General features: G+C 56.8%; 16 protein-coding genes, 2 pseudogenes and 1 riboswitch. Of the genes and pseudogenes, 10 read left to right on the top strand and 8 right to left on the bottom strand.

What is annotated here, in order from left to right:
- Positions 1–155: 155 nt before the first annotated feature.
- On the top strand, positions 156–2,297 hold the full coding sequence (locus ACMGGU_RS17615) for a TonB-dependent siderophore receptor (protein WP_420300777.1): 2,142 nt from the start codon (positions 156–158) through the stop codon (positions 2,295–2,297).
- A 126-nt stretch (positions 2,298–2,423) separates the two neighbouring features.
- Here ACMGGU_RS17615 and parE read toward each other — a convergent pair whose 3' ends face one another.
- The 5 genes from parE to nudF are packed head-to-tail and all read right to left on the bottom strand — an operon-like array spanning position 2,424 to position 6,832.
- A complete protein-coding gene (parE, locus tag ACMGGU_RS17620; protein ID WP_014833290.1) occupies positions 2,424–4,316 on the bottom strand; it encodes a DNA topoisomerase IV subunit B in 1,893 nt (630 codons plus the stop codon).
- Between the two features lie 28 nt (positions 4,317–4,344).
- Complete coding sequence (gene yqiA, locus ACMGGU_RS17625) at positions 4,345–4,926, bottom strand: esterase YqiA (RefSeq protein ID WP_008502976.1); 582 nt, start codon at positions 4,924–4,926, stop codon at positions 4,345–4,347.
- Positions 4,926–5,753 carry a 3',5'-cyclic-AMP phosphodiesterase gene (gene cpdA / locus ACMGGU_RS17630; RefSeq protein ID WP_045909978.1) on the bottom strand — a complete coding sequence of 276 codons (828 nt, stop codon included), beginning with the start codon at positions 5,751–5,753 and terminating at the stop codon, positions 4,926–4,928. The genes yqiA and cpdA overlap by 1 nt, the downstream gene beginning before the upstream one ends.
- Before the next feature lie 27 nt (positions 5,754–5,780).
- Complete coding sequence (locus tag ACMGGU_RS17635; RefSeq protein WP_003862516.1) at positions 5,781–6,203, bottom strand: DUF1249 family protein; 423 nt, start codon at positions 6,201–6,203, stop codon at positions 5,781–5,783.
- Positions 6,200–6,832 (bottom strand): ADP-ribose diphosphatase, encoded by a 633-nt coding sequence (gene nudF, locus ACMGGU_RS17640; RefSeq protein ID WP_024906492.1) that lies wholly within the window; start codon positions 6,830–6,832, stop codon positions 6,200–6,202. The genes ACMGGU_RS17635 and nudF overlap by 4 nt, the downstream gene beginning before the upstream one ends.
- Before the next feature lie 204 nt (positions 6,833–7,036).
- On the opposite strand from nudF, the gene tolC reads away from it, so the two are divergent.
- The 3 genes from tolC to ACMGGU_RS17655 all read left to right on the top strand — a co-directional run bounded on the left by tolC (position 7,037) and on the right by ACMGGU_RS17655 (position 10,541).
- Positions 7,037–8,515 carry an outer membrane channel protein TolC gene (tolC, locus tag ACMGGU_RS17645; RefSeq protein WP_045909979.1) on the top strand — a complete coding sequence of 493 codons (1,479 nt, stop codon included), beginning with the start codon at positions 7,037–7,039 and terminating at the stop codon, positions 8,513–8,515.
- 194 nt (positions 8,516–8,709) lie between these two features.
- Entirely contained in the window at positions 8,710–9,378 is a 669-nt protein-coding gene (locus tag ACMGGU_RS17650) for a DUF1190 family protein (protein WP_223580518.1), read from the top strand.
- Between the two features lie 2 nt (positions 9,379–9,380).
- Positions 9,381–10,541: a glutathionylspermidine synthase family protein gene (locus tag ACMGGU_RS17655; protein WP_111967464.1), complete on the top strand. Its 1,161-nt coding sequence runs from the start codon at positions 9,381–9,383 to the stop codon at positions 10,539–10,541.
- Between the two features lie 79 nt (positions 10,542–10,620).
- On the opposite strand, the gene ygiD is transcribed toward ACMGGU_RS17655, so the two are convergent.
- On the bottom strand, positions 10,621–11,409 hold the full coding sequence (ygiD, locus tag ACMGGU_RS17660) for a 4,5-DOPA dioxygenase extradiol (RefSeq protein ID WP_420300778.1): 789 nt from the start codon (positions 11,407–11,409) through the stop codon (positions 10,621–10,623).
- Between the two features lie 196 nt (positions 11,410–11,605).
- On the opposite strand from ygiD, the gene zupT reads away from it, so the two are divergent.
- From zupT to ACMGGU_RS17685, 5 genes and pseudogenes are all read left to right on the top strand, one after another.
- On the top strand, positions 11,606–12,379 hold the full coding sequence (zupT, locus tag ACMGGU_RS17665; RefSeq protein WP_045909982.1) for a zinc transporter ZupT: 774 nt from the start codon (positions 11,606–11,608) through the stop codon (positions 12,377–12,379).
- A gap of 331 nt (positions 12,380–12,710) precedes the next feature.
- Positions 12,711–13,271 carry a fimbrial protein gene (locus ACMGGU_RS17670; RefSeq protein WP_045909983.1) on the top strand — a complete coding sequence of 187 codons (561 nt, stop codon included), beginning with the start codon at positions 12,711–12,713 and terminating at the stop codon, positions 13,269–13,271.
- A 74-nt stretch (positions 13,272–13,345) separates the two neighbouring features.
- Positions 13,346–15,790 (top strand): annotated as a pseudogene (locus ACMGGU_RS17675) (fimbria/pilus outer membrane usher protein).
- A gap of 9 nt (positions 15,791–15,799) precedes the next feature.
- A complete protein-coding gene (locus ACMGGU_RS17680; RefSeq protein ID WP_420300981.1) occupies positions 15,800–16,558 on the top strand; it encodes a molecular chaperone in 759 nt (252 codons plus the stop codon).
- Positions 16,542–17,603 (top strand): annotated as a pseudogene (locus tag ACMGGU_RS17685) (type 1 fimbrial protein). Before ACMGGU_RS17680 ends, ACMGGU_RS17685 begins: the two are co-directional and overlap by 17 nt.
- 44 nt (positions 17,604–17,647) lie before the next feature.
- On the opposite strand, the gene ribB reads toward ACMGGU_RS17685, so the two are convergent.
- Entirely contained in the window at positions 17,648–18,301 is a 654-nt protein-coding gene (gene ribB / locus ACMGGU_RS17690) for a 3,4-dihydroxy-2-butanone-4-phosphate synthase (protein WP_028017147.1), read from the bottom strand.
- A 106-nt stretch (positions 18,302–18,407) separates the two neighbouring features.
- A riboswitch (FMN riboswitch) is annotated at positions 18,408–18,558 on the bottom strand.
- A 119-nt stretch (positions 18,559–18,677) separates the two neighbouring features.
- On the opposite strand from ribB, the gene ubiK reads away from it, so the two are divergent.
- On the top strand, positions 18,678–18,974 hold the full coding sequence (gene ubiK / locus ACMGGU_RS17695; RefSeq protein WP_014071796.1) for a ubiquinone biosynthesis accessory factor UbiK: 297 nt from the start codon (positions 18,678–18,680) through the stop codon (positions 18,972–18,974).
- A gap of 115 nt (positions 18,975–19,089) precedes the next feature.
- On the opposite strand, the gene hldE is transcribed toward ubiK, so the two are convergent.
- The gene (hldE, locus tag ACMGGU_RS17700; protein ID WP_420300779.1) at positions 19,090–20,520 is read right to left on the bottom strand and encodes a bifunctional D-glycero-beta-D-manno-heptose-7-phosphate kinase/D-glycero-beta-D-manno-heptose 1-phosphate adenylyltransferase HldE; all 1,431 of its coding nucleotides are present in this window, start codon (positions 20,518–20,520) and stop codon (positions 19,090–19,092) included.
- Positions 20,521–20,553 lie beyond the last annotated feature (33 nt).

Below are 20,553 nucleotides of genomic sequence, written 5' to 3' on the forward strand. Positions count from 1 at the left end.
TCTTTTTTCCATTTACTACTACATTCCCTCATGGTTGAATGATTCTCAATTACATGTCCGATGCCACTTCCGGCTAACGGACAGACCATAAAGGGCAATGACTCACACAGTTTGCCGCGAACGCATTCGCGGGATATTTCGGGATAACAGATGTAATGGCTACGTTCACACCTTCACTCTCAGGGATAAAAGGGCGCGCGCTCTTTTCACTGCTGTTTATGGCGCCGCTGGCGCAGGCAACAGACTCCACCGCGGCTAAAGACGGCGAAACGCTTACCGTCATCGCCGATCCAAATACTTCGGCGGAAGCCACCAACGGCTACCAGCCGCTGAACACCTCCACCGCAACGCTGACCAACATGCCGATGCTGGATATCCCGCAGGTGGTCAATACCGTCAGCGATAACGTGCTGGAGGATCAGCACGCCACCACGCTGGATGAAGCGCTCTATAACGTCAGCAACGTGGTGCAGACCAATACCCTGGGCGGTACGCAGGATGCCTTTGTGCGCCGCGGGTTTGGCGCGAACCGCGACGGGTCAATCATGACCAACGGCCTGCGCACCGTCCTGCCGCGCAGCTTTAACGCCGCCACCGAGCGCGTGGAGGTGCTGAAAGGCCCGGCCTCCACGCTGTACGGCATTCTCGATCCGGGCGGCCTGATTAACGTCGTCACCAAACGCCCGGAGAAGACCTTCGGTGGTTCAATTTCTGCCACCTCTTCCAGCTTTGGCGGCGGCGCCGGACAGGTCGATGTGACCGGCCCGATCGACGGCACGCGTCTGGCGTATCGCCTCACGGGTGAGTATCAGGACGAAGATTACTGGCGTAATTTTGGCAACGAACGCAGCACCTTTATCGCCCCATCCCTCACCTGGTTCGGCGATGATGCCACCGTGACCGTGCTCTATTCACATCGCGATTATAAGACGCCGTTCGATCGCGGTACGATCTTCGATCTCAATACCAAAAAGGCCGTTGATGTCGATCGCAAAACCCGCTTTGACGAGCCGTTTAACATCACCGACGGGCAGTCCGACCTCGCTCAGCTCAACGCGGAATACCGTCTTAACAGCCAGTGGACCGCGAAGTTCGACTACAGCTACAGCCAGGACAAATACAGCGATAACCAGGCCCGCGTCATGGCCTACGATGCAAAAACCGGCAACCTGACCCGCCGCGTGGATGCGACCCAGGGCTCGACCCAGCGCATGCACAGCACCCGCGCGGATCTGCAGGGGAATGTGGATATTGCGGGCTTTTACAATGAGATCCTGACCGGCGTGTCGTATGAGAATTACGATCTGTTGCGCACGGACATGATGCGCTGTAAAAACGTCAAGGATTTCAATATCTATCACCCGACGTATGGCCATCTCGGCAAATGCACCACCGTGTCGGCGTCCGACAGCGACCAGACGCTCAAGCAGGAAAGCTACTCTGCGTACGCGCAGGATGCCCTGTACCTGACCGATAAGTGGATCGCCGTCGCCGGGATGCGCTATCAGTATTACACCCAGTACGCGGGCAAAGGCCGCCCGTTCAACGTCAACACCGACAGCCGCGACGAACAGTGGACGCCGAAGCTGGGGCTGGTCTATAAGCTCACGCCAGCGGTCTCGCTGTTTGCCAACTACTCGCAAACGTTTATGCCGCAATCGTCCATTGCGAGCTACATCGGCGACCTGCCGCCGGAAACGTCAAATGCTTACGAATTAGGCGCAAAGTTCGACCTGTTCGACGGGGTTACCGCCAATATCGCGCTGTTTGATATTCACAAACGCAACGTGCTGTACAACGAAAGCGTGGGGGGTGAAACCATCGCCAAAACCGCGGGCCGCGTGCGCTCCCAGGGCGTGGAGGTGGATCTTGCCGGGTCACTGACCGAGAACACCAATATTATCGCCAGCTACGGGTATACCGACGCGAAGGTGCTGGAAGACCCGGACTACGCGGGCAAACCGTTGCCGAACGTGCCGCGCCATACCGGCTCCCTGTTCCTGACCTACGACATTCATAATGCGTTTGCCGGGAATACCCTGACGCTGGGCGGCGGCGGGCACGGCGTGAGCCGTCGTTCCGCAACCAACGGTGCGGATTACTATCTGCCGGGCTATTTTGTGGCGGATGCATTTGCGGCGTATAAGATGAAGCTGCAGTATCCGGTGACGCTGCAGGTGAACGTGAAGAACCTGTTTGATAAGACGTACTACACCTCATCTATCGCCACCAACAATCTGGGTAACCAGATTGGCGACCCGCGCGAAGTGCAGTTTACGGTGAAAATGGAGTTTTGATGTCAGTGCGGGGTGTTCCCCTCACCCTAACCCTCTCCCCAAAGGGGCGAGGGGATCGATCGTAGGCCCGGTAAGCGCAGCGCGACCGGGCAAAAAAAAGCCCTGCATCGCAGGGCTTTTTCAGCATCAGGCCTCAATATCCGCCATATCGCCTTTCTCCTGCAGCCAGTTACGACGGTCTTCCGAACGTTTCTTGGCAAGGAGCATATCCATCATAGCGTTGGTCTGCTGTTCGTCTTCGTCGCTGATCGTCAGCTGCACCAGACGGCGCGTGTTCGGATCCAGCGTCGTTTCGCGCAGCTGCATCGGGTTCATCTCGCCCAGCCCTTTAAAGCGCTGCACGTTTGGCTTGCCCTTCTTACGCTTCAGCTGTTCCAGCACGCCCGCTTTCTCTTCTTCCGTCAGTGCGTAGTAAACCTCTTTGCCGAGGTCGATACGGTACAGCGGCGGCAGCGCCACGTAGACGTGACCGTTTTTCACCAGCGTGCGGAAGTGCTTCACAAACAGCGCGCACAGCAGCGTGGCGATGTGCAGACCATCGGAGTCCGCATCCGCGAGGATACAGATCTTGCCGTAGCGCAGCTGGCTCAGATCGTCGCTGTCCGGATCGATGCCAATCGCGACCGAGATATCGTGGACTTCCTGCGAGGCCAGCACTTCATCAGACGAGACTTCCCAGGTGTTCAGGATCTTACCCTTGAGCGGCATGATCGCCTGATATTCACGATCGCGCGCCTGCTTGGCCGACCCGCCCGCCGAGTCCCCTTCCACGAGGAACAGTTCGGTACGGTTGAGATCCTGCGCGGTACAGTCTGCCAGCTTGCCCGGCAGCGCAGGGCCGCTGGTCAGCTTTTTACGCACCACTTTCTTCGCGGCACGCAGACGACGCTGGGCGCTGGAAATCGCCATTTCAGCCAGCATTTCTGCCGCCTGAACGTTCTGGTTAAGCCACAGGGTAAACGCATCTTTCACCACGCCGGAAACGAACGCCGCGCACTGGCGTGACGACAGGCGCTCTTTGGTCTGACCGGCAAACTGCGGATCCTGCATCTTCACGGAGAGCACATAAGCGCAGCGGTCCCAGATATCTTCCGCCGACAGCTTCACGCCGCGCGGCAGGATATTGCGGTATTCGCAGAATTCGCGCATCGCATCCAGCAGTCCCTGACGCAGGCCGTTGACGTGGGTACCGCCGAGCATGGTGGGGATCAGGTTAACGTAGCTTTCGGTCAGCAGCTCGCCGCCTTCCGGCAGCCACAGCAGCGCCCAGTCCACCGCTTCGGTGTCGCCGGTGAAATTGCCGACGAACGGTTTTTCCGGCAGCGTCGGCAGGCCGTTTACCGCTTCGCACAGATAGTCATTAAGGCCATCTTCGTAGCGCCAGGTCTGCTCGGTGTTGTTGACGTTATCCTTAAAGGTAATTTCCACGCCCGGACACAGCACCGCTTTGGCTTTCAGCAGGTGCGTCAGGCGGGAAACGGAAAAGCGCGGGCTGTCGAAGAAACTCTCGTCAGGCCAGAAATGAACGCTGGTGCCGGTGTTGCGTTTGCCGCACGTCCCGACAACCTGCAGATCCTGCACCTTCTCGCCGTTTTCAAACGCGATGTTGTACACCTGACCGTCGCGACGGACGTTCACTTCCACGCGTTTGGACAGGGCGTTGACGACGGAAATCCCCACGCCGTGGAGGCCACCGGAGAACTGGTAGTTTTTGTTGGAGAACTTACCGCCCGCATGCAGACGACAGAGGATCAGCTCAACGGCCGGGACGCCTTCTTCCGGGTGGATATCCACCGGCATGCCGCGCCCGTCGTCAATGACTTCCAGCGACTGATCGGCGTGCAGGATGACGTCAACGCGTTTGGCATGGCCCGCCAGCGCTTCGTCCACACTGTTATCAATAACTTCCTGGCCCAGATGGTTTGGGCGCGTCGTATCGGTGTACATCCCCGGGCGGCGGCGAACCGGCTCAAGCCCGGTGAGGACCTCAATGGCATCAGCGTTATAGGTTTGCGTCATGATTTAAACTAGCAATTCGCATTGATTGTCAGTGGCTGTGCAGTCCAAGAAAATCGACAATCTGGGTGAAATGATTCTCAAAGCCCGTGAAAGCATGGTTTCCGCCCTCTTCTATAGTCTGGCGGCAGGAGGCGTAATACGCCACTGCCTGGCGGTAATCCAGCACTTCATCTCCCGTCTGCTGCAGCAGCCAGATGAGATCCGGCGCCTCGAGCGGGTCGACCTGCATAACTTTGAGATCGTAAATATGGCGTGACTCTAGCACATATTGCTGGCCGGTGTAGGGGTTCTCGTTTTCGCCAAGAAAGTCCCGCAGCAGCTCAAATGGCCGTACCGCCGGATTAACCACCACGGCGGGCAGCATAAAGCATTGCGAGAGCCAGGTGGCGTAATACCCGCCCAGCGATGAACCGACCACACCGAAGGTTTCGCCGCCGTGCGCAAGCACAATGGATTCCAGCATCTCCGCGGCTTCTGCCGGGTAAGGCGGCAGCTGAGGGATAATCATCTCAACGTCGGGGTGATGCTCGCTCAGCCACTGGCGAAACTGTGTCGCTTTTGCGGAGCGCGGCGAGCTGTTGAATCCGTGCAGATAAAGGAGCGTAGACATCAATAGCCTTCTGAAGCGGTGTCCGGGCGGAATTGTGCGCCGGTCAAACGGCAGACTTCCGTGGTCAGCGTGCCGTCGGCATGCAGTTCCAGCCAGCGCCAGCCTGGCGCAATCGTATCCAGCGTAAAGTTGGCGCAGTGCGGCTTAAACTGAACGCAGGTCGACGGTGTCGCCAGCATGCGGCGCCCGTTCCAGTCGAGATCCTGCTCCTGGTGAATATGCCCACACAGCAGATTTTTCACCCGCGGGAACTTCGCCAGCACGCGATCCAGCGCCGCGGAGTTGCGCAGACTGTGCTGATCGAGCCAGCTGCAGCCCGCCGGCAGAGGATGATGATGAAGCAACAGCAGCGTGTGACGTTCAGGTTCAGCAGCCAGTTTGGTCTCCAGCCAATCGAGCTGAAACTCGCTTAACTCACCGTGCGGGACGCCAAACACCTGGCTATCCAGCAGCAGGATCTGCCACTGGTCACCCGCAAAAACACATTTCGCCGGAGAAATCCCCGCATCCTGGAGAGAACTGTACATGGCGGGCTGGAAATCGTGGTTGCCTGGCAGCCAGACGCAGGGCACGCTAAAGCTCGCGATGCCTTCAGCAAAATGCTGGTAGGCCGCGGAAGATTGATCCTGCGCCAGATCGCCCGTTGCGACAATCAGATCGCATGCACGGTTTTCAGCGTGAATGGCGCTCAGTACCGCCTGATAACTCTCCCAGGTGTTCACCCCCAGCAGCGTTTCATGCTTTTCGGCAAAAAGGTGGGTATCGGTGATTTGTAATATCCTGACTGGCGCCCCACCAGCAACAGTCAGGTTCAACAGGCTTTCCAAATGGTGTCCTTAGGTAGGTTTATGACGCTAACAAACCGGAATCGCCATTGCTCCATGTGCTAAACAATATCTTAGCCAGTCGGCTAAAAACTGGTTAATTTGATGCTTTTCGTCGCGTTGATGCAACTTTTTATTCGGGTAATCATACCGCGCCTTGAAGCGAAAGATCTGCTGGCTTGAACACACTTCAGCGACCATCGCGTCGTGATAGAGGCGTACCGTCATCGACGGCAGGCTCCAGTAGCTAATGCTGGGAGCCGTTTGCTCAATCTCCACCAGCGTAGTGTAGCGCGTTGATTCTGTTATCGTTAATCGATACTGCGCGTTGCTCACCTGATAGCTTACCGTTTCGCCGGGTGCGTCGTTTCTCGGCAGCAGGCGGCGCAATTGTGCGAAATTGGTTTCGCACAGGCGCATCATTTCTGGGAAGTCAGGCGTATAGCGCTTCATTTTTTCCACTCGTTTCGTAATGTCTGATAATGCAGCTGCAGCCATTGCAGGGCGATGACAGACGCTGCGTTGTCGATTTTCCCCTCTTCTACCCACTGGTAAGCCTGTTCCCGGCTTACCACATGAACCCGAATATCTTCGTTTTCATCAGCCAGACCGTGAATGCCTTCTGCGGTCGTGGCGTCCACTTCGCCCACCATTATGGATAAGCGTTCGCTGGTGCCTCCCGGGCTTGCCAGATAGCTCAGCACCGGTTTGGTACGGCCGACCACCAGCCCCGCCTCTTCCAGCGCCTCGCGCCGGGCGACGTCCTCAACCGACTCGCCTTCTTCGATCATCCCGGCCACCATCTCCAGCAGCCACGGGCTCTCACTGACGTCATAAGCGGCGATGCGGATCTGCTCCACCAGCACAACTTCGTCGCGCACTGGGTCAAAGGGTAGCAAGACTGCCGCATGCCCGCGCTCAAAAATTTCGCGTCTGATTTCGCCGCTCATTTCCCCGTTAAACAGGCGATGCCTGAAACGGTAAAGATCCATTGAAAAAAAACCGCTATAAAGCGTTTCTCGTGCAATAATTTCTACATCGTTTTTGGCGAAAGTCACGGGCAACTTATCTGGTTTTTGCATGAGTCGAGTCCTGGTAGCAATGGTGATGAAATTGTGAATTTCAAGGCTGTTTGGCTGCCGTTTGTAAGGCTATATGGTAGATTGGTGCAAATTACCGCCAGATGGCACGTAACGCCAACCTTTTGGTGTGGATGATTCTGTTAGAATCGGCAATTATTTTTTAATTAGATCAGCGCTAATACTGCTTCACAACAAGGAATGCAAATGAAGAAATTGCTCCCCATCCTTATCGGCCTGAGCCTGACGGGCTTCAGTGCAATGAGCCAGGCGGAAAACCTGTTACAGGTCTACCAGCAGGCACGTCTGGGCAACCCTGATTTACGTAAATCAGCGGCCGATCGTGATGCTGCGTTTGAAAAGATTAACGAAGCGCGTAGCCCCTTGCTGCCACAGTTAGGGTTAGGTGCAGATTATACCTACAGCAACGGTTTCCGCGACGCTAACGGCGTAAACTCCAATGCTACCAGCGCCTCACTGCAATTAACACAGACGCTGTTTGATATGTCCAAATGGCGTGCCCTGACCCTGCAGGAAAAAAGCGCAGGCATCCAGGATGTGACCTATCAGACCGACCAGCAGACGCTTATCCTGAACACGGCCACGGCGTACTTCAACGTGCTGAGCGCCATTGACGCGCTCTCCTACACCGAAGCGCAGAAACAGGCCATTTACCGTCAGTTAGATCAAACCACCCAGCGCTTCAACGTGGGTCTGGTGGCGATCACCGACGTGCAGAACGCCCGTTCACAGTACGATACCGTGCTGGCCAACGAAGTGACCGCGCGTAACAACCTCGACAACGCGCTGGAATCCCTGCGTCAGGTTACCGGGAATTACTATCCTGAGCTGGCCTCCCTGAACGTCGACAGCTTCAAAACGGATAAGCCGCAGGCCGTTAACGCCCTGCTGAAAGAGGCGGAAAACCGCAACCTGACGTTGCTGCAGGCGCGTCTGAGCCAGGACCTGGCCCGCGAGCAAATTCGTCAGGCGCAGGATGGCCATCTGCCAACCCTGAGCCTGAGCGCCTCTACCGGCATCTCTGACACCACTTACAGCGGCTCTAAGACCAACTCTGCCCAGTATGACGACAGCAATATGGGCCAGAACAAGGTGGGTCTGAGCTTCTCCCTGCCGCTGTATCAGGGCGGTCAGGTCAACTCCCAGGTGAAACAGGCGCAGTACAACTTTGTTGGCGCGAGCGAGCAGCTGGAAAGCGCCCACCGCAACGTGGTGCAGACCGTACGTTCATCCTTCAACAACGTGAACGCCTCAATCAGCAGCATCAACGCCTACAAACAGGCCGTTGTGTCGGCACAGAGCTCCCTGGACGCGATGGAAGCCGGCTACTCCGTCGGTACCCGTACTATCGTTGACGTGCTCGACGCGACCACCACGCTGTACAACGCGAAACAGCAACTCTCCAGCGCGCGTTATCAGTACCTGATTAACCAGCTGAATATTAAGCAGGCTCTGGGTACGCTGAACGAGCAAGACCTGCAGATGCTGAACAGCGCACTGGGCAAACCGGTCTCTACCTCTCCTGACAGCGTTGCGCCGGAGAACCCGGAGCAGGTTGCCGCGGTTGATAACTTCAACGCTAACGGCACGACCCCTGCTGCACAGCCTGCTGCCGCGCGCACTACCGCGCCTGCCAGCAAGAGCAATAATCCGTTCCGTAACTAAGCATTGCCCGATGGCGCTTCGCTTATCGGGCCTACTGAATCGTAGGCCGGGTAAGCGCAGCGCCACCCGGCGCAAAATCACATCCGAACGTAAGCCAACGTAAAGATCCCCCTGATTCCGCCCCTCTTCGCTTCATTTTCAACCACTCATCCTCTATCCTGAGCGTTATTACCACTGGGTCCTGGAAGACAAATATGAAACGGACAAAAACGATCAATCACGCGTCGTTCCGCAAGAGCTGGAACGCACGTCACCTCACCCCTGTTGCGCTGGCGGTTACCGCTGTCTTTATGCTGGCAGGCTGTGAGAAAAACGATGAAACGGTTTCGCTGTATCAAAACGCGGACGACTGCTCTGCCGCCACCGGTAAAGCGGCCGAATGTAAAACGGCCTACACCAGCGCGCTGAAAGAAGCGGAACGCACCGCGCCGAAATATGCCTCACGCGAAGACTGCGTAGCGGAGTTTGGCGAAGGTCAATGCCAGCAGGCACCGGCTCAGGCCAGCACTGCGCCAGAAAATCAGGCGCAGGCGCAGTCCAGCGGCAGCTTCTGGATGCCGCTGATGGCCGGTTACATGATGGGCCGTCTGATGGGCGGCGGTGCAGGCTACCAGCAGCAGCCGCTGTTTAGCTCGAAAAACCCAGCCAGCCCGGCTTATGGTCAATATACCGATGCCAGCGGCAAAGGCTACGGCGCAGCCACCCCTGGCCGCACCGTGACGGTACCGAAAACGGCGATGGCGCCGAAGCCTGCGACCACCAGCACCATCACCCGCGGCGGGTTCGGTGAGTCTGTGGCGAAACAGACCAGCATGCAGCGCAGCGCGACAGGCACCTCTTCTACTCGCTCAATGGGCGGCTGATCATGGAACGAGTCAGTATTACCGAGCGTCCGGACTGGCGCGAAAAAGCCACCGAGTACGGCTTTAACTTCCACACCATGTACGGCGAGCCGTACTGGTGTGAAGACGCTTACTACAAGCTCACGCTGGCCCAGGTTGAGAAGCTGGAAGAGGTAACGGCCGAGCTGCACCAGATGTGCCTCAAGGTGGTGGAAAAAGTCATCGACAGCGACGAGCTGATGGCCAAGTTCCGCATTCCAAAGCACACCTGGAGCTTTGTCCGCCAGTCGTGGAAAACGAATCAACCTTCGCTTTACTCTCGCCTGGATCTGGCGTGGGACGGCAAAGGCGAGCCTAAGCTGCTGGAAAACAACGCCGATACCCCAACGTCCCTGTACGAAGCGGCGTTCTTTCAGTGGATCTGGCTGGAAGACCAGGCCAATGCCGGCAACCTGCCGGAAGGCAGCGACCAGTTCAACAGCCTGCAGGAGAAGCTGATCGAGCGCTTCGCCGAGCTACGCGAGCAGTTTGGCTTTAACCTGCTGCATCTCGCCTGCTGCCGCGACACGGAAGAAGACCGTGGCACGGTTCAGTATCTGCAGGATTGCGCCGCCGAAGCGGAGGTGGCGACCGAGTTCCTCTATATCGAGGATATCGGCCTGGGTGAAAAAGGTCAGTTCACGGACATGCAGGATCAGGTGATCAGCAACCTGTTCAAGCTCTACCCGTGGGAATACATGCTGCGCGAGATGTTCTCCACCAAGCTGGAAGACGCGGGCGTACGCTGGCTGGAACCGGCCTGGAAAAGCATTATCTCCAACAAGGCCCTGCTGCCGATGCTGTGGGAAATGTTCCCGAATCACCCGAACCTGCTGCCAGCGTACTTCGCGGAAGATAATTACCCGCAGATGGAGAAATACGTCGTTAAGCCGATCTTCTCCCGCGAAGGCGCGAACGTGTCGATTATCGAAAACGGTAAAACGCTGGAAGCGGTTGAAGGGCCGTACGGTGAAGAAGGGATGATCGTCCAGGAGTTCTATCCACTGCCGAAGTTTGGCGACAGCTATACGCTAATTGGCAGCTGGCTCATTAACGATCAACCTGCTGGAATTGGCATTCGCGAAGATCGCGCGCTGATCACGCAGGACCTGTCACGGTTCTATCCGCATATTTTTGTGGAGTAAGATCTGCCGGGTGGCGGCTTCGCCTGACCCGGCCTACGGTTTTGTAGGCCCGGTAAGCGTAGCGCCACCGGGCATGTTTTCACCCTACCTGCACCGACAGCATACTCAGGCTTCCCATCTCAATCCCGTCGACCGGGATCGTCACCGGCTCCTGGCCATCCCACGCGCCAAGCACGTACAGCAGCGGCAGGAAATGCTCCGGCGTCGGGTTAGAGAGCGAACCGCCCTCATGATCCAGATAGTTCACCAGCGGATGTGCCTCAGCCGGACCCTGCCAGGTCAGGTTCGCTTTAACGTAGTCATTAAAAGCGGTCGCCCACGGGTAAGGCGTATTCTCACCGTGCCAGCGTGCCGTGCGCAGGTTGTGCACCACGTTGCCGCTTGCCACCAGCATGATGCCTTCATCACGAAGCGCTGCCAGCTTACGGCCCATCTCCAGATGCCAGGCGGCCGGTTTGGTGCTGTCGATGCTCAGCTGCACCATCGGGATATCCGCATCAGGATACATTTTAATCAACACGCCCCACGAGCCGTGGTCAAAACCCCAGGCTTCTTTATCCAGCGCAACCGGAACAGGCGCCAGCAGTTCCACCAGCCTTTGTGCCAGCTCAGGCGAGCCGGGGGCCGGATAGTGGGTGTCATACAGCGCCTGCGGGAAGCCGCCAAAATCATGAATGGTCTTTGGCGCTTCCATGGCGGTCACGCCTGTGCCGCGGGTGAACCAGTGCGCGGATACCACCACAATCGCTTTTGGACGCGGCAGCGTCTCGCCCAGGCTACGCCATGCGCGGGTATAGACGTTGTCTTCCAGAACGTTCATTGGGCTGCCGTGGCCTAAAAACAGGGCTGGCATACGGGAAGAAGTCATGATGATATCCTTACAGAAGGTGTCAATTTAATGGTGCTACATTACGCGCAATCCGGCAAAGATGAACGCAGATAAGCGTGAAGATCATCATCAGGAAATTTGAATGTAAGGAATGTGTAAAGCCGGGGTTCGCCCCTCGCTTTGCCAGAAATGAATCATTTATATTAATGAGAATCATTATCATAAGGAGCAATGCATGTCAGTCCCTCTGATCCTGACCATACTGGCGGGCGCCGCGACGTTCATCGGCGCGATCCTCGGCGTGCTTGGTCAAAAGCCATCAAACCGCGTGCTGGCCTTCTCGCTGGGCTTTGCTGCCGGGATCATGCTGCTCATCTCCCTGATGGAGATGCTCCCTGCGGCGCTGGGCACGGAAGGCATGTCTCCGCTGCTGGGCTACGGCATGTTTGTCGTTGGCCTGCTGGGATACTTCGCGCTCGACCGCATGTTGCCCCACGCGCACCCTCAGGACTTAATGCAAAAAAACGTAGCGCCCGCGCCGCGCAACATTAAGCGCACCGCCATTTTGCTGACGCTGGGCATAAGCCTGCACAACTTCCCGGAAGGCGTGGCGACGTATGTCACCGCCAGCAGCAACCTGGAAATGGGCCTCGGCATCGCCCTGGCGGTGGCGTTGCACAATATTCCTGAAGGACTCGCGGTGGCCGGTCCGGTCTATGCCGCTACGGGCTCAAAGCGCACGGCAATCTTCTGGGCCGGAATCTCCGGCATGGCGGAAATTCTCGGCGGCGTGCTGGCCTGGCTCATCCTCGGTAGCCTGGTTTCGCCGGTCGTCATGGCTGCCATTATGGCCGCGGTTGCGGGGATTATGGTTGCGCTGTCGGTAGACGAGCTGATGCCGCTGGCGAAAGAGATCGATCCAAACAACAACCCAAGCTATGGCGTCCTGTGCGGGATGTCGGTGATGGGGCTAAGTCTGGTCTTACTTCAGGCCGCAGGCATTGGCTGACGTGACGGGCGCCTCCTGAAACGGAGGCGCCTATTATTTGTTAAAGGAATAACTTTTTACGGAATATACGCCCCGCCTACTTCCTTATAAAAAAATCAAGTTTTTTATTGAACATTACTGTGCGTAATAACACTAAACAATGCATCCGGCATTATAATTTACACTGCTTGAAATTCATCCAGTTACAATAACCCGTATTTATATTTTAATTATATCTACAATGATTTTTAAGCGTGGTTAATCGCATTGCCCATCCGGAGATCGGTATACTTTCCTGGCAATATTCTGATTAATATTCAGGATATGAATTCAACTGAAAAAGGATATTTTCATGTTTACAGGAAAAAAAGCGCTTTTAGCCGTGGCAATGGCCACGCTTATTTCTGGCTCGGCATTGGCTGCAGAACAAGGCTCAGGCAAGATCAAATTCAAAGGGGTGGTGATTGATGCGCCGTGCAGCATTGCTCCTGATAGCGTTGATAAAGAAGTCGATCTGGGTGAAATTACGACTGCCGTTATTAATGCCAATAAAAAATCGTCTCCCGTTGCGGTAGATATCAACCTGGAAAACTGCCAGCTGGACGATCCAGGCGATGAAACCGATACCCCAATCACCAAAGTTGACGTCACGTTCACCAGCTCCGCCACAGATACAACGGATACCAGCCTGATGACCAACACGTATGCCAGCGGCGCGCAGAACGTGGGCGTCCGTCTGCTGGATAATGCGGAAGCGAACATCACCCTGGGTAGCGCCAGTGAAGTTACCCTGCTGGCAGGCTCCGCCACCCAGACGCTGCACTTTAAGGCGCAGATGGAAGTGCTGAGCGGCAAAACGGCAACGCCGGGTCAGGTTGAAGCCACCGCAAACTATGTGCTGGCATATAAATAATTCGAATTTACCTCGTTATCTACCGACTGGCTCGTTATGCCAGTCGGCATTTTATATTTACCTTGAGCAACAGGATGATGAAACATAAATCAACATGCATAATCATCATTACCGCCCTGTTAATGACGAAAGTCGCCTCTGGTACCGAATTTAATATTAATGCCATCGATAAAGATCAGCGCAACAGTGTCGATTTAACTCAATTTAAAGATCGCGCTTCCGTCGTCCCCGGTCGTTATTTTGTTACGGTTTCAATTAATGACACCCCCTTAGCAAACGGCTGGCAGTTAACGTGGAAAAAAGTGAATGATGCAGTTCAGGTCTGTATTCCCGCCGAACTGGCCGACACGTTCGGCCTGCAGGATAAAATACGGGAATCGCTCACTGAAAAAGAGGGCTGTATAGACTTCGCCCCGCTGCCGGACATTCATTTTACCTTTGAACAAGCAAGCCAGACGCTAAACGTGTCCATTCCCCAGGCGTGGCTGCAGTACCGTTCTGCCGACTGGATGCCCCCGTCAACCTGGGATAACGGCGTGGCGGGCGTCCTGCTGGACTACAATCTTTTTGCCAGCCACTACCAGCCCAACAGCGGCAGCAGTTCAGACAATGCCAACACTTACGGCACGGCGGGCGCGAACGTCGGCGCCTGGCGGCTGCGCAGCGATTATCAATACAACCAGACGCACGCGGACGGCGGTTCAGAGCATAACGGGCGCTTCTCGCGCGTTTATATGTTCCGCCCCCTCCCCACCATGGGCGCAAAGCTGACGCTCGGCGAGACGGATTTCCAGTCGTCGATTTTCGACGCCTTCACCTACACCGGCGCGTCGCTTATCAGCGATGAGCGCATGCTGCCGTGGTCACTGCGCGGCTATGCGCCACAAATCTCCGGTATTGCCCAAACCAACGCGACGGTCACCGTAAGCCTCGCCGACAGGGTCATCTATCTAACAAAAGTCCCGCCGGGCCCGTTCATCATTCAGGATCTCAACCAGTCGGTGCAGGGCACGCTCGACGTGAAGGTGACGGAAGAAGATGGCCGGGTGAGTACGTTCCAGGTCTCCGCCGAATCCGTCCCCTTCCTGACGCGTCAGGGCCAGGTTCGCTACAAGCTGGCGGCAGGCAAGCCGCGAAAGGACGCATCGCATGACGTTGAGGACAGCACCTTCATGAGCGGCGAGTTTTCCTGGGGTATGCTGTCGCAAACCTCGCTCTATGGCGGAACGCTGGCCGATGGTGACCACTACCGAGCCCTGGCCGCCGGGCTGGGACAAAACATGGCGTATCTGGGCGCGCTCTCGTTTGATATCACCCGGGCCACCAGCCAGCTGCCGGGCGCGGATCCGCAGGCGGGCTACAGCTACCGTTTTAACTACAGTAAACGGTTCGACACCACCGGTAGCCAGCTTACGCTGGCGAGCTACCGCTACTCGGACCGTCAGTTCCTGAGCTATGCGCGCTATCTGGATAACGACAACAGCGACAGCCAGACGGAAAAACAGACCCTCAGCGTCACCGCCAGTCAGTACATATCGGCCCTCTCGCTAAACCTTTATCTGAGCATGCTGCGCCAAACCTGGTGGGACGACTCGCCTTCCACGACCGGCAGCGTCACCGCAGGCTATAACTTCGACCTTGGCCGCTGGAAAAACCTTGGCCTGACCCTGTCGCTGAGCAGAACCCATTACGAAGATGATGAAGAGGACGATAACCAGTTTTATCTCTCGCTGAGCGTGCCGCTCGATCCTGACCATCGCCTGAACTACGACCTGCGCAACGGCGACAGCCTGAGCCAGAGCGTCTCCTGGTACGATACCTCTGACCGGAACAATACCTGGGGCGTCTCTGCTGGCACCGAGAGCGAAAAAGCCGATGCGGGCGCACAGTTCAGCGGAAACTATCAGCACTAATCTTCGCTGGGGGATCTCAACGTCTCGGGCAGCTATAAGGCGAATGAGTACAACTCAATGAGCGCCAGCTGGAACGGATCGTTTACCGGGACGGCGAAAGGGTTTGCCCTGCACCGTCGCAGCTACGGCAATGAGCCACGCGTCATGGTCAGCACTGACGGCGTGGGCCATATCCCGCTGAACGTATCGCATGACGAAACCAACGCGTCGGGTATCGGCGTTCTGCCGTCGTTTTCCAGCTATACCCCGGCCAGCGTGCGGGTCAACATGAACAATTTGCCTGACGGCGTTGACGTCGATACGCGGGTGGTCACTTCCACCTGGACAGAAGGCGCCATCGGCTATCGACAAATCGCGACCCGAGCCGGTAACGATATTGCCGGCATTTTGCGAACGCCTTCCGGGACACCGCCGCTCGGCGCCCTGGTCCGCCTGCAGGATAACGGCCTGCAGGTCGGCATGGTCGCCGAGGAGGGCCGCGTCTGGCTGGGCGCCGTCCAGCCTGAGCAACAGTTCCTGGTCACGTGGGGAGACAACCATCAGTGTCGCTTCTCGTTACCTTCTCACCTTGAAAACAGTATGCAGCTCATGCTGCCTTGCCAGTAAGAAACCATGATGAAACTCACCCCACTCAAGGCCCTGAGCCTGATGTTGCTCGGCACCGCATTGAACGCGCATGCCGCCATTAACCTGGACCGCACGCGGATCGTTTTTCCCGAAGGGGACAAGGCAAGCAGCCTGAAAGTCGATAACCAGAGCAAAACCTTACCCTACCTGGCGCTTTCCTGGATTGAAGACGAAAACGGGCGCAAAGAGGACAGCCACTTCATGGCGCTGCCGCCCATTCAGCGTATTGAAGCGGGCGCGTCATCGCAGGTCAGGATTGTGAAGCAGGCGGCGGTTGGGCAGTTGCCGAAGGACAGAGAGTCGCTGTTTTACTTCAACCTGCGCGAAGTTCCGCCCAAAAGCGGCGCCAGCGAGGCGCGCAGCGTTATGCAGGTGGCCATGCAGAGCCGCATTAAGCTGTTCTGGCGGCCAAAAGCCATCACCAAAAAGCCGGGTGATCAAAGCGAAATGCGCATGGAAATTACCGCCACCGCAACGGGGCTCAGCGTGCATAACCCCACGCCCTATTACATCACCCTCGCGTGGCTGAGTAAAAATGCGAAAACCCAGCTGCCGGGCTTCGACAGCCTGATGATTGCTCCGTTTGCCACGGCGTCCACCTCTACCAGCGACTACCACGGCAGCTACTACAGCGTGGGTTACATTGATGATTACGGCGCGCTGAAAAAAGTGGACGTTACCTGTGCGGGTAAGGCGCCATGTCAGCTCAGCGAGCGGAAGGGTCAAAACAATGCGCAAGCTCGTTAATTGTCTGTTTTTGCTGCTGTTCGCCCTTCTGCCCGTCAGAGAGGCGCTGGCGCTTGACTGCTATCTCGGCGTTTCCGGCGGGCCCGTCGAGGAGACAAAAACGATCTCCCCTTTTGCCATTCCCAGCAACGCGCAGGTGGGGGAAAAGATATGGGAATCTGACGATATCAAAGTCCCTGTGACCTGAGACCACAACACCACCAGTAATTTTGAAAAAGAGGACATCTACGCCTGGGTTAACCCCTACCCGTCGGCGTCCGATCCCTACTACGAGCTCGGCGTAACCTATGAAGGGATTGACTACGATGCGACGGGGCAACCCAACGGGGTTGATACCTCCCAGTGCCTTGATAACAAACAGATCACTATCTATACCCCCGCCCAAATCCAGCAAATGGGCTGGGAGAACCGCATCTGTTCCGGCAATGCGAACGACATTCACACCTCACGCACGTTCATCGTGCGCTTTCGTCTGTACGTCAGAATCAAGGTCATGCCGCCGCACGGCTACGTCAGCACGCTCGGGGACTATATCGTGGTGCAGTTCGACGGCAAGGGTGGCGTCAACCAGATGTCCGACGCGAAAAACCTGAAGTATCATATTAATGGCCTGAACAATATCACCGTGCTGGACTGCGGGGCGACCTTCAGCATCTATCCGGAAAATCAGGAGATTGATTTTGGTACGTTCAGCGCTCGCGACATAATGAATCAGGGAAAGCGAACGCGCACGTTCTCGGTCAGAACGACCAAGATACAGGACGCCGAGTGTTCCGATGGGTTTAAAATGGATTCGTCGTTCTATACGAACGAGACGCTGAGCGAAGAAGATACCGCCCTGCTCATCGGTAACGGCCTGAAATTACGCATCCTTAACGGAACGCAGCCCTACACCTTTAACCGATACGAAGAGTATGCCGATTTTACCGGCAGTACGTTGCAGTACGAACAGACCTATACCGCTGAGCTGACGCCGGTGCCGGGAAAGGCGATCCAGTCCGGACCGTTTGAAACCGTGGTGCTGTTCAAAATTAACTACCACTAAACGTAAAAAAGCCGGGTTTCCCCGGCTTTTTCACATCAGCAGTTTCAGCTGGCTTTGCGCTCGTGCGCCTGGCGGTACTCGACCAGATCTTCAATCGTGACCACCGGCATGTTGTGCAGACGCGCAAAGGTGATGCACTCCGGCGCGCGCGCCATGGTGCCGTCATCGTTAGTCAGTTCACACAGCACGCCCGCAGGTTTGAAGCCCGCCAGCGTCACCAGATCGATGGTCGCTTCGGTGTGGCCGCCGCGGGTCAGGACGCCGCCCGCCTGCGCGCGCAGTGGGAAGACGTGGCCTGGACGATGCAGATCGGAGGGCTTCGCATCATCAGCAATGGCGGCACGTACGGTGGTCAGACGGTCAGCCGCAGACACACCGGTGGTCACGCCATGCGCCGCTTCAATGGTCACGGTAAATCCGGTCCCAAAGGCGCTGGTGTTGTTTTCGACCATCATTGGCAGCTCAAGCTGCTTACGACGATCTTCAGTAATACACAGGCATACGATGCCGCTGCCGTGACGAATGGTCAGCGCCATCTGTTCAACGGTCATGTTTTCGGCGGCGAAAATCATGTCGCCTTCGTTTTCACGGTTTTCATCGTCAAGCACCATCACACCGCGGCCTTCGCGCAGTGCATCCAGTGCATGTTCAACACGTTGAGTTGAAGTGCCAAAAGAGGAAAGTAGCGTCTGATTCATGGTAAAAAAACCTCATTAACATTATGGTTACCAGAATCAGGGCAGTCTTAGGAGCGCCGTATAAGCGGCAAAAAGATAACGTGAGCGGGCCCATGCCCGACTGGATCGTTACTCTCTCCCATCCGGACTCTAACCGTCGGCCCCGGAATTACACCGGATCTGCTGACCTTTGAGAATTCACCCAAAGCGCTCGCGGGCTTTCAGCGTTAAGCTGATTTACCGCCGGTGGGGAATTTCGCCCCGCCCTGAGAATAAGCGAGATAACTATAACGCTATTGATTATCCTGGGCAATGCATAAGCATCAAACAATTTTGTTTACCCCGGGCATGACGCGCTACAATGGACACTGACACCTTTCCATCAAGGGAAACGACAATGATTGACCCGAAGAAAATTGAGCAAATTGCGCGTCAGGTTCATGAATCCATGCCGAAAGGCATTCGTGAATTTGGTGATGACGTTGAGAAGAAAATCCGCCAGACGCTGCAGGCGCAGTTGGTTCGCCTTGATCTAGTCAGCCGCGAAGAGTTTGACGTGCAGACCCAGGTTCTGCTGCGCACCCGCGAGAAGCTGGCACTGCTGGAACAGCGTCTGACCGAGCTGGAAAACCGCAATGCACCGGAAGAAGTGAAGCCGGCACCGGCTATTCCACCGGTGGACGACCAGGAGTAAGTGCGGCCTGTTGTGCCCGGTGGCGGCTACGCCTTACCGGGCCTACATGAACGCGTAGGTCGGGTAAGGCGCAGCCGCCACCCGACATAAAAAAACGGGCCAACAGGCCCGTTTTTTACTGACTGTCTTTCTGGATCTTCTTGATGATGTTGGTGGTGGAACACCCGTCCTCAAAGTTGAGCACCATCACCTCGCCGCCGTTGGCCCAGACTTCTTCGCTGCCTGCGATTTGCTCCGGCTTGTAATCCCCGCCTTTCACCAGCAGGTCCGGCAGAATACCGGCAATCAGGCGCTGCGGCGTGTCTTCTTCAAACGACACCACCCAGTCCACGGCTTCCAGCGCGCCGAGCACGATCATACGCTGCTCCAGCGGGTTCACCGGACGGGTTTCCCCCTTCAGACGTTTGGTCGACGCATCGCTGTTCACTGCCACAATCAGACGATCGCCCAGCTTGCGCGCATTCGCCAGATAGGAGACATGGCCCGCGTGCAGAATGTCGAACACACCGTTGGTCATTACCACTTTCTCACCGCGCTTGCGCGCGGCGGCGACAGCCACTTTAAGCTCGTCTTCGGTCATCACACCGAAACCGGTGTCCGCACGGCCGCGCACCGCGTTTTCCAGCTCGATTGGGGACACGGTTGAGGTACCGAGTTTACCGACGACCACACCCGCCGCGGCGTTAGCGAAGTAGCACGCCTCTTCCAGGGAGTTACCCGCGGCCAGCGTCGCCGCCAGCACGCCGATCACCGTATCACCGGCACCGGTCACGTCGTACACTTCCTGCGCCTGGGTTGGCATATGCAGCGGCGCCTTGCCCGGCTGCAGCAGCGTCATCCCCTGCTCGGAGCGGGTCACCAGCAGCGCAGAGAGCTCGAAGTCAGCAATGATCTTCATGCCGCGCTCAACCAGCTCTTCCTCGGTTTTGCATTTGCCCGCCACCGCTTCAAACTCGGAGAGGTTTGGCGTCAGCAAGGTTGCGCCGCGATAGCGCTCAAAGTCGGTGCCTTTCGGGTCGATCAGCACCGGTACGCTGGCCTTACGCGCCAGCTGGATCATCGTCTGCACGCTGGCCAGCGCGCCTTTCGCGTAGTCGGACAGCACCAGCGCGCCGATATTGCCCAACGCCTGGTTAATGCGCTCGTGCAGCGGCTTGGGATCAACGCCTTCGAACCCTTCTTCAAAGTCGAGGCGGATCAGCTGCTGGTTGCGTGACAGCACGCGCAGCTTGGTGATGGTTGGGTGGGTCGGAACAGAAACGAAATCGCACTTCACGTTCACGTCCGCCAGCGACTTGCTCAGCGCGCGCGCCGCATCGTCGATACCGGTCAGGCCAACCAGACGCGAGTGCGCGCCCAGAGAGGCTATGTTCATCGCCACGTTTGCCGCGCCGCCGGGACGCTCTTCAATGGTGTCTACCTTAACCACCGGTACCGGTGCTTCCGGAGAGATGCGGCTGGTCGGTCCATACCAGTAGCGATCCAGCATCACATCCCCAACAACCATTACTCCAGCACGTTCAAACTCTGGCAGTGTTACTTTCATTCCTGACTCCAGAAAGATTCACAATTTGCGCGC

The sequence above is a fragment of the Enterobacter sp. BNK-8 genome, from assembly GCF_048685095.1.
Classification (GTDB): domain Bacteria; phylum Pseudomonadota; class Gammaproteobacteria; order Enterobacterales; family Enterobacteriaceae; genus Enterobacter; species Enterobacter quasiroggenkampii.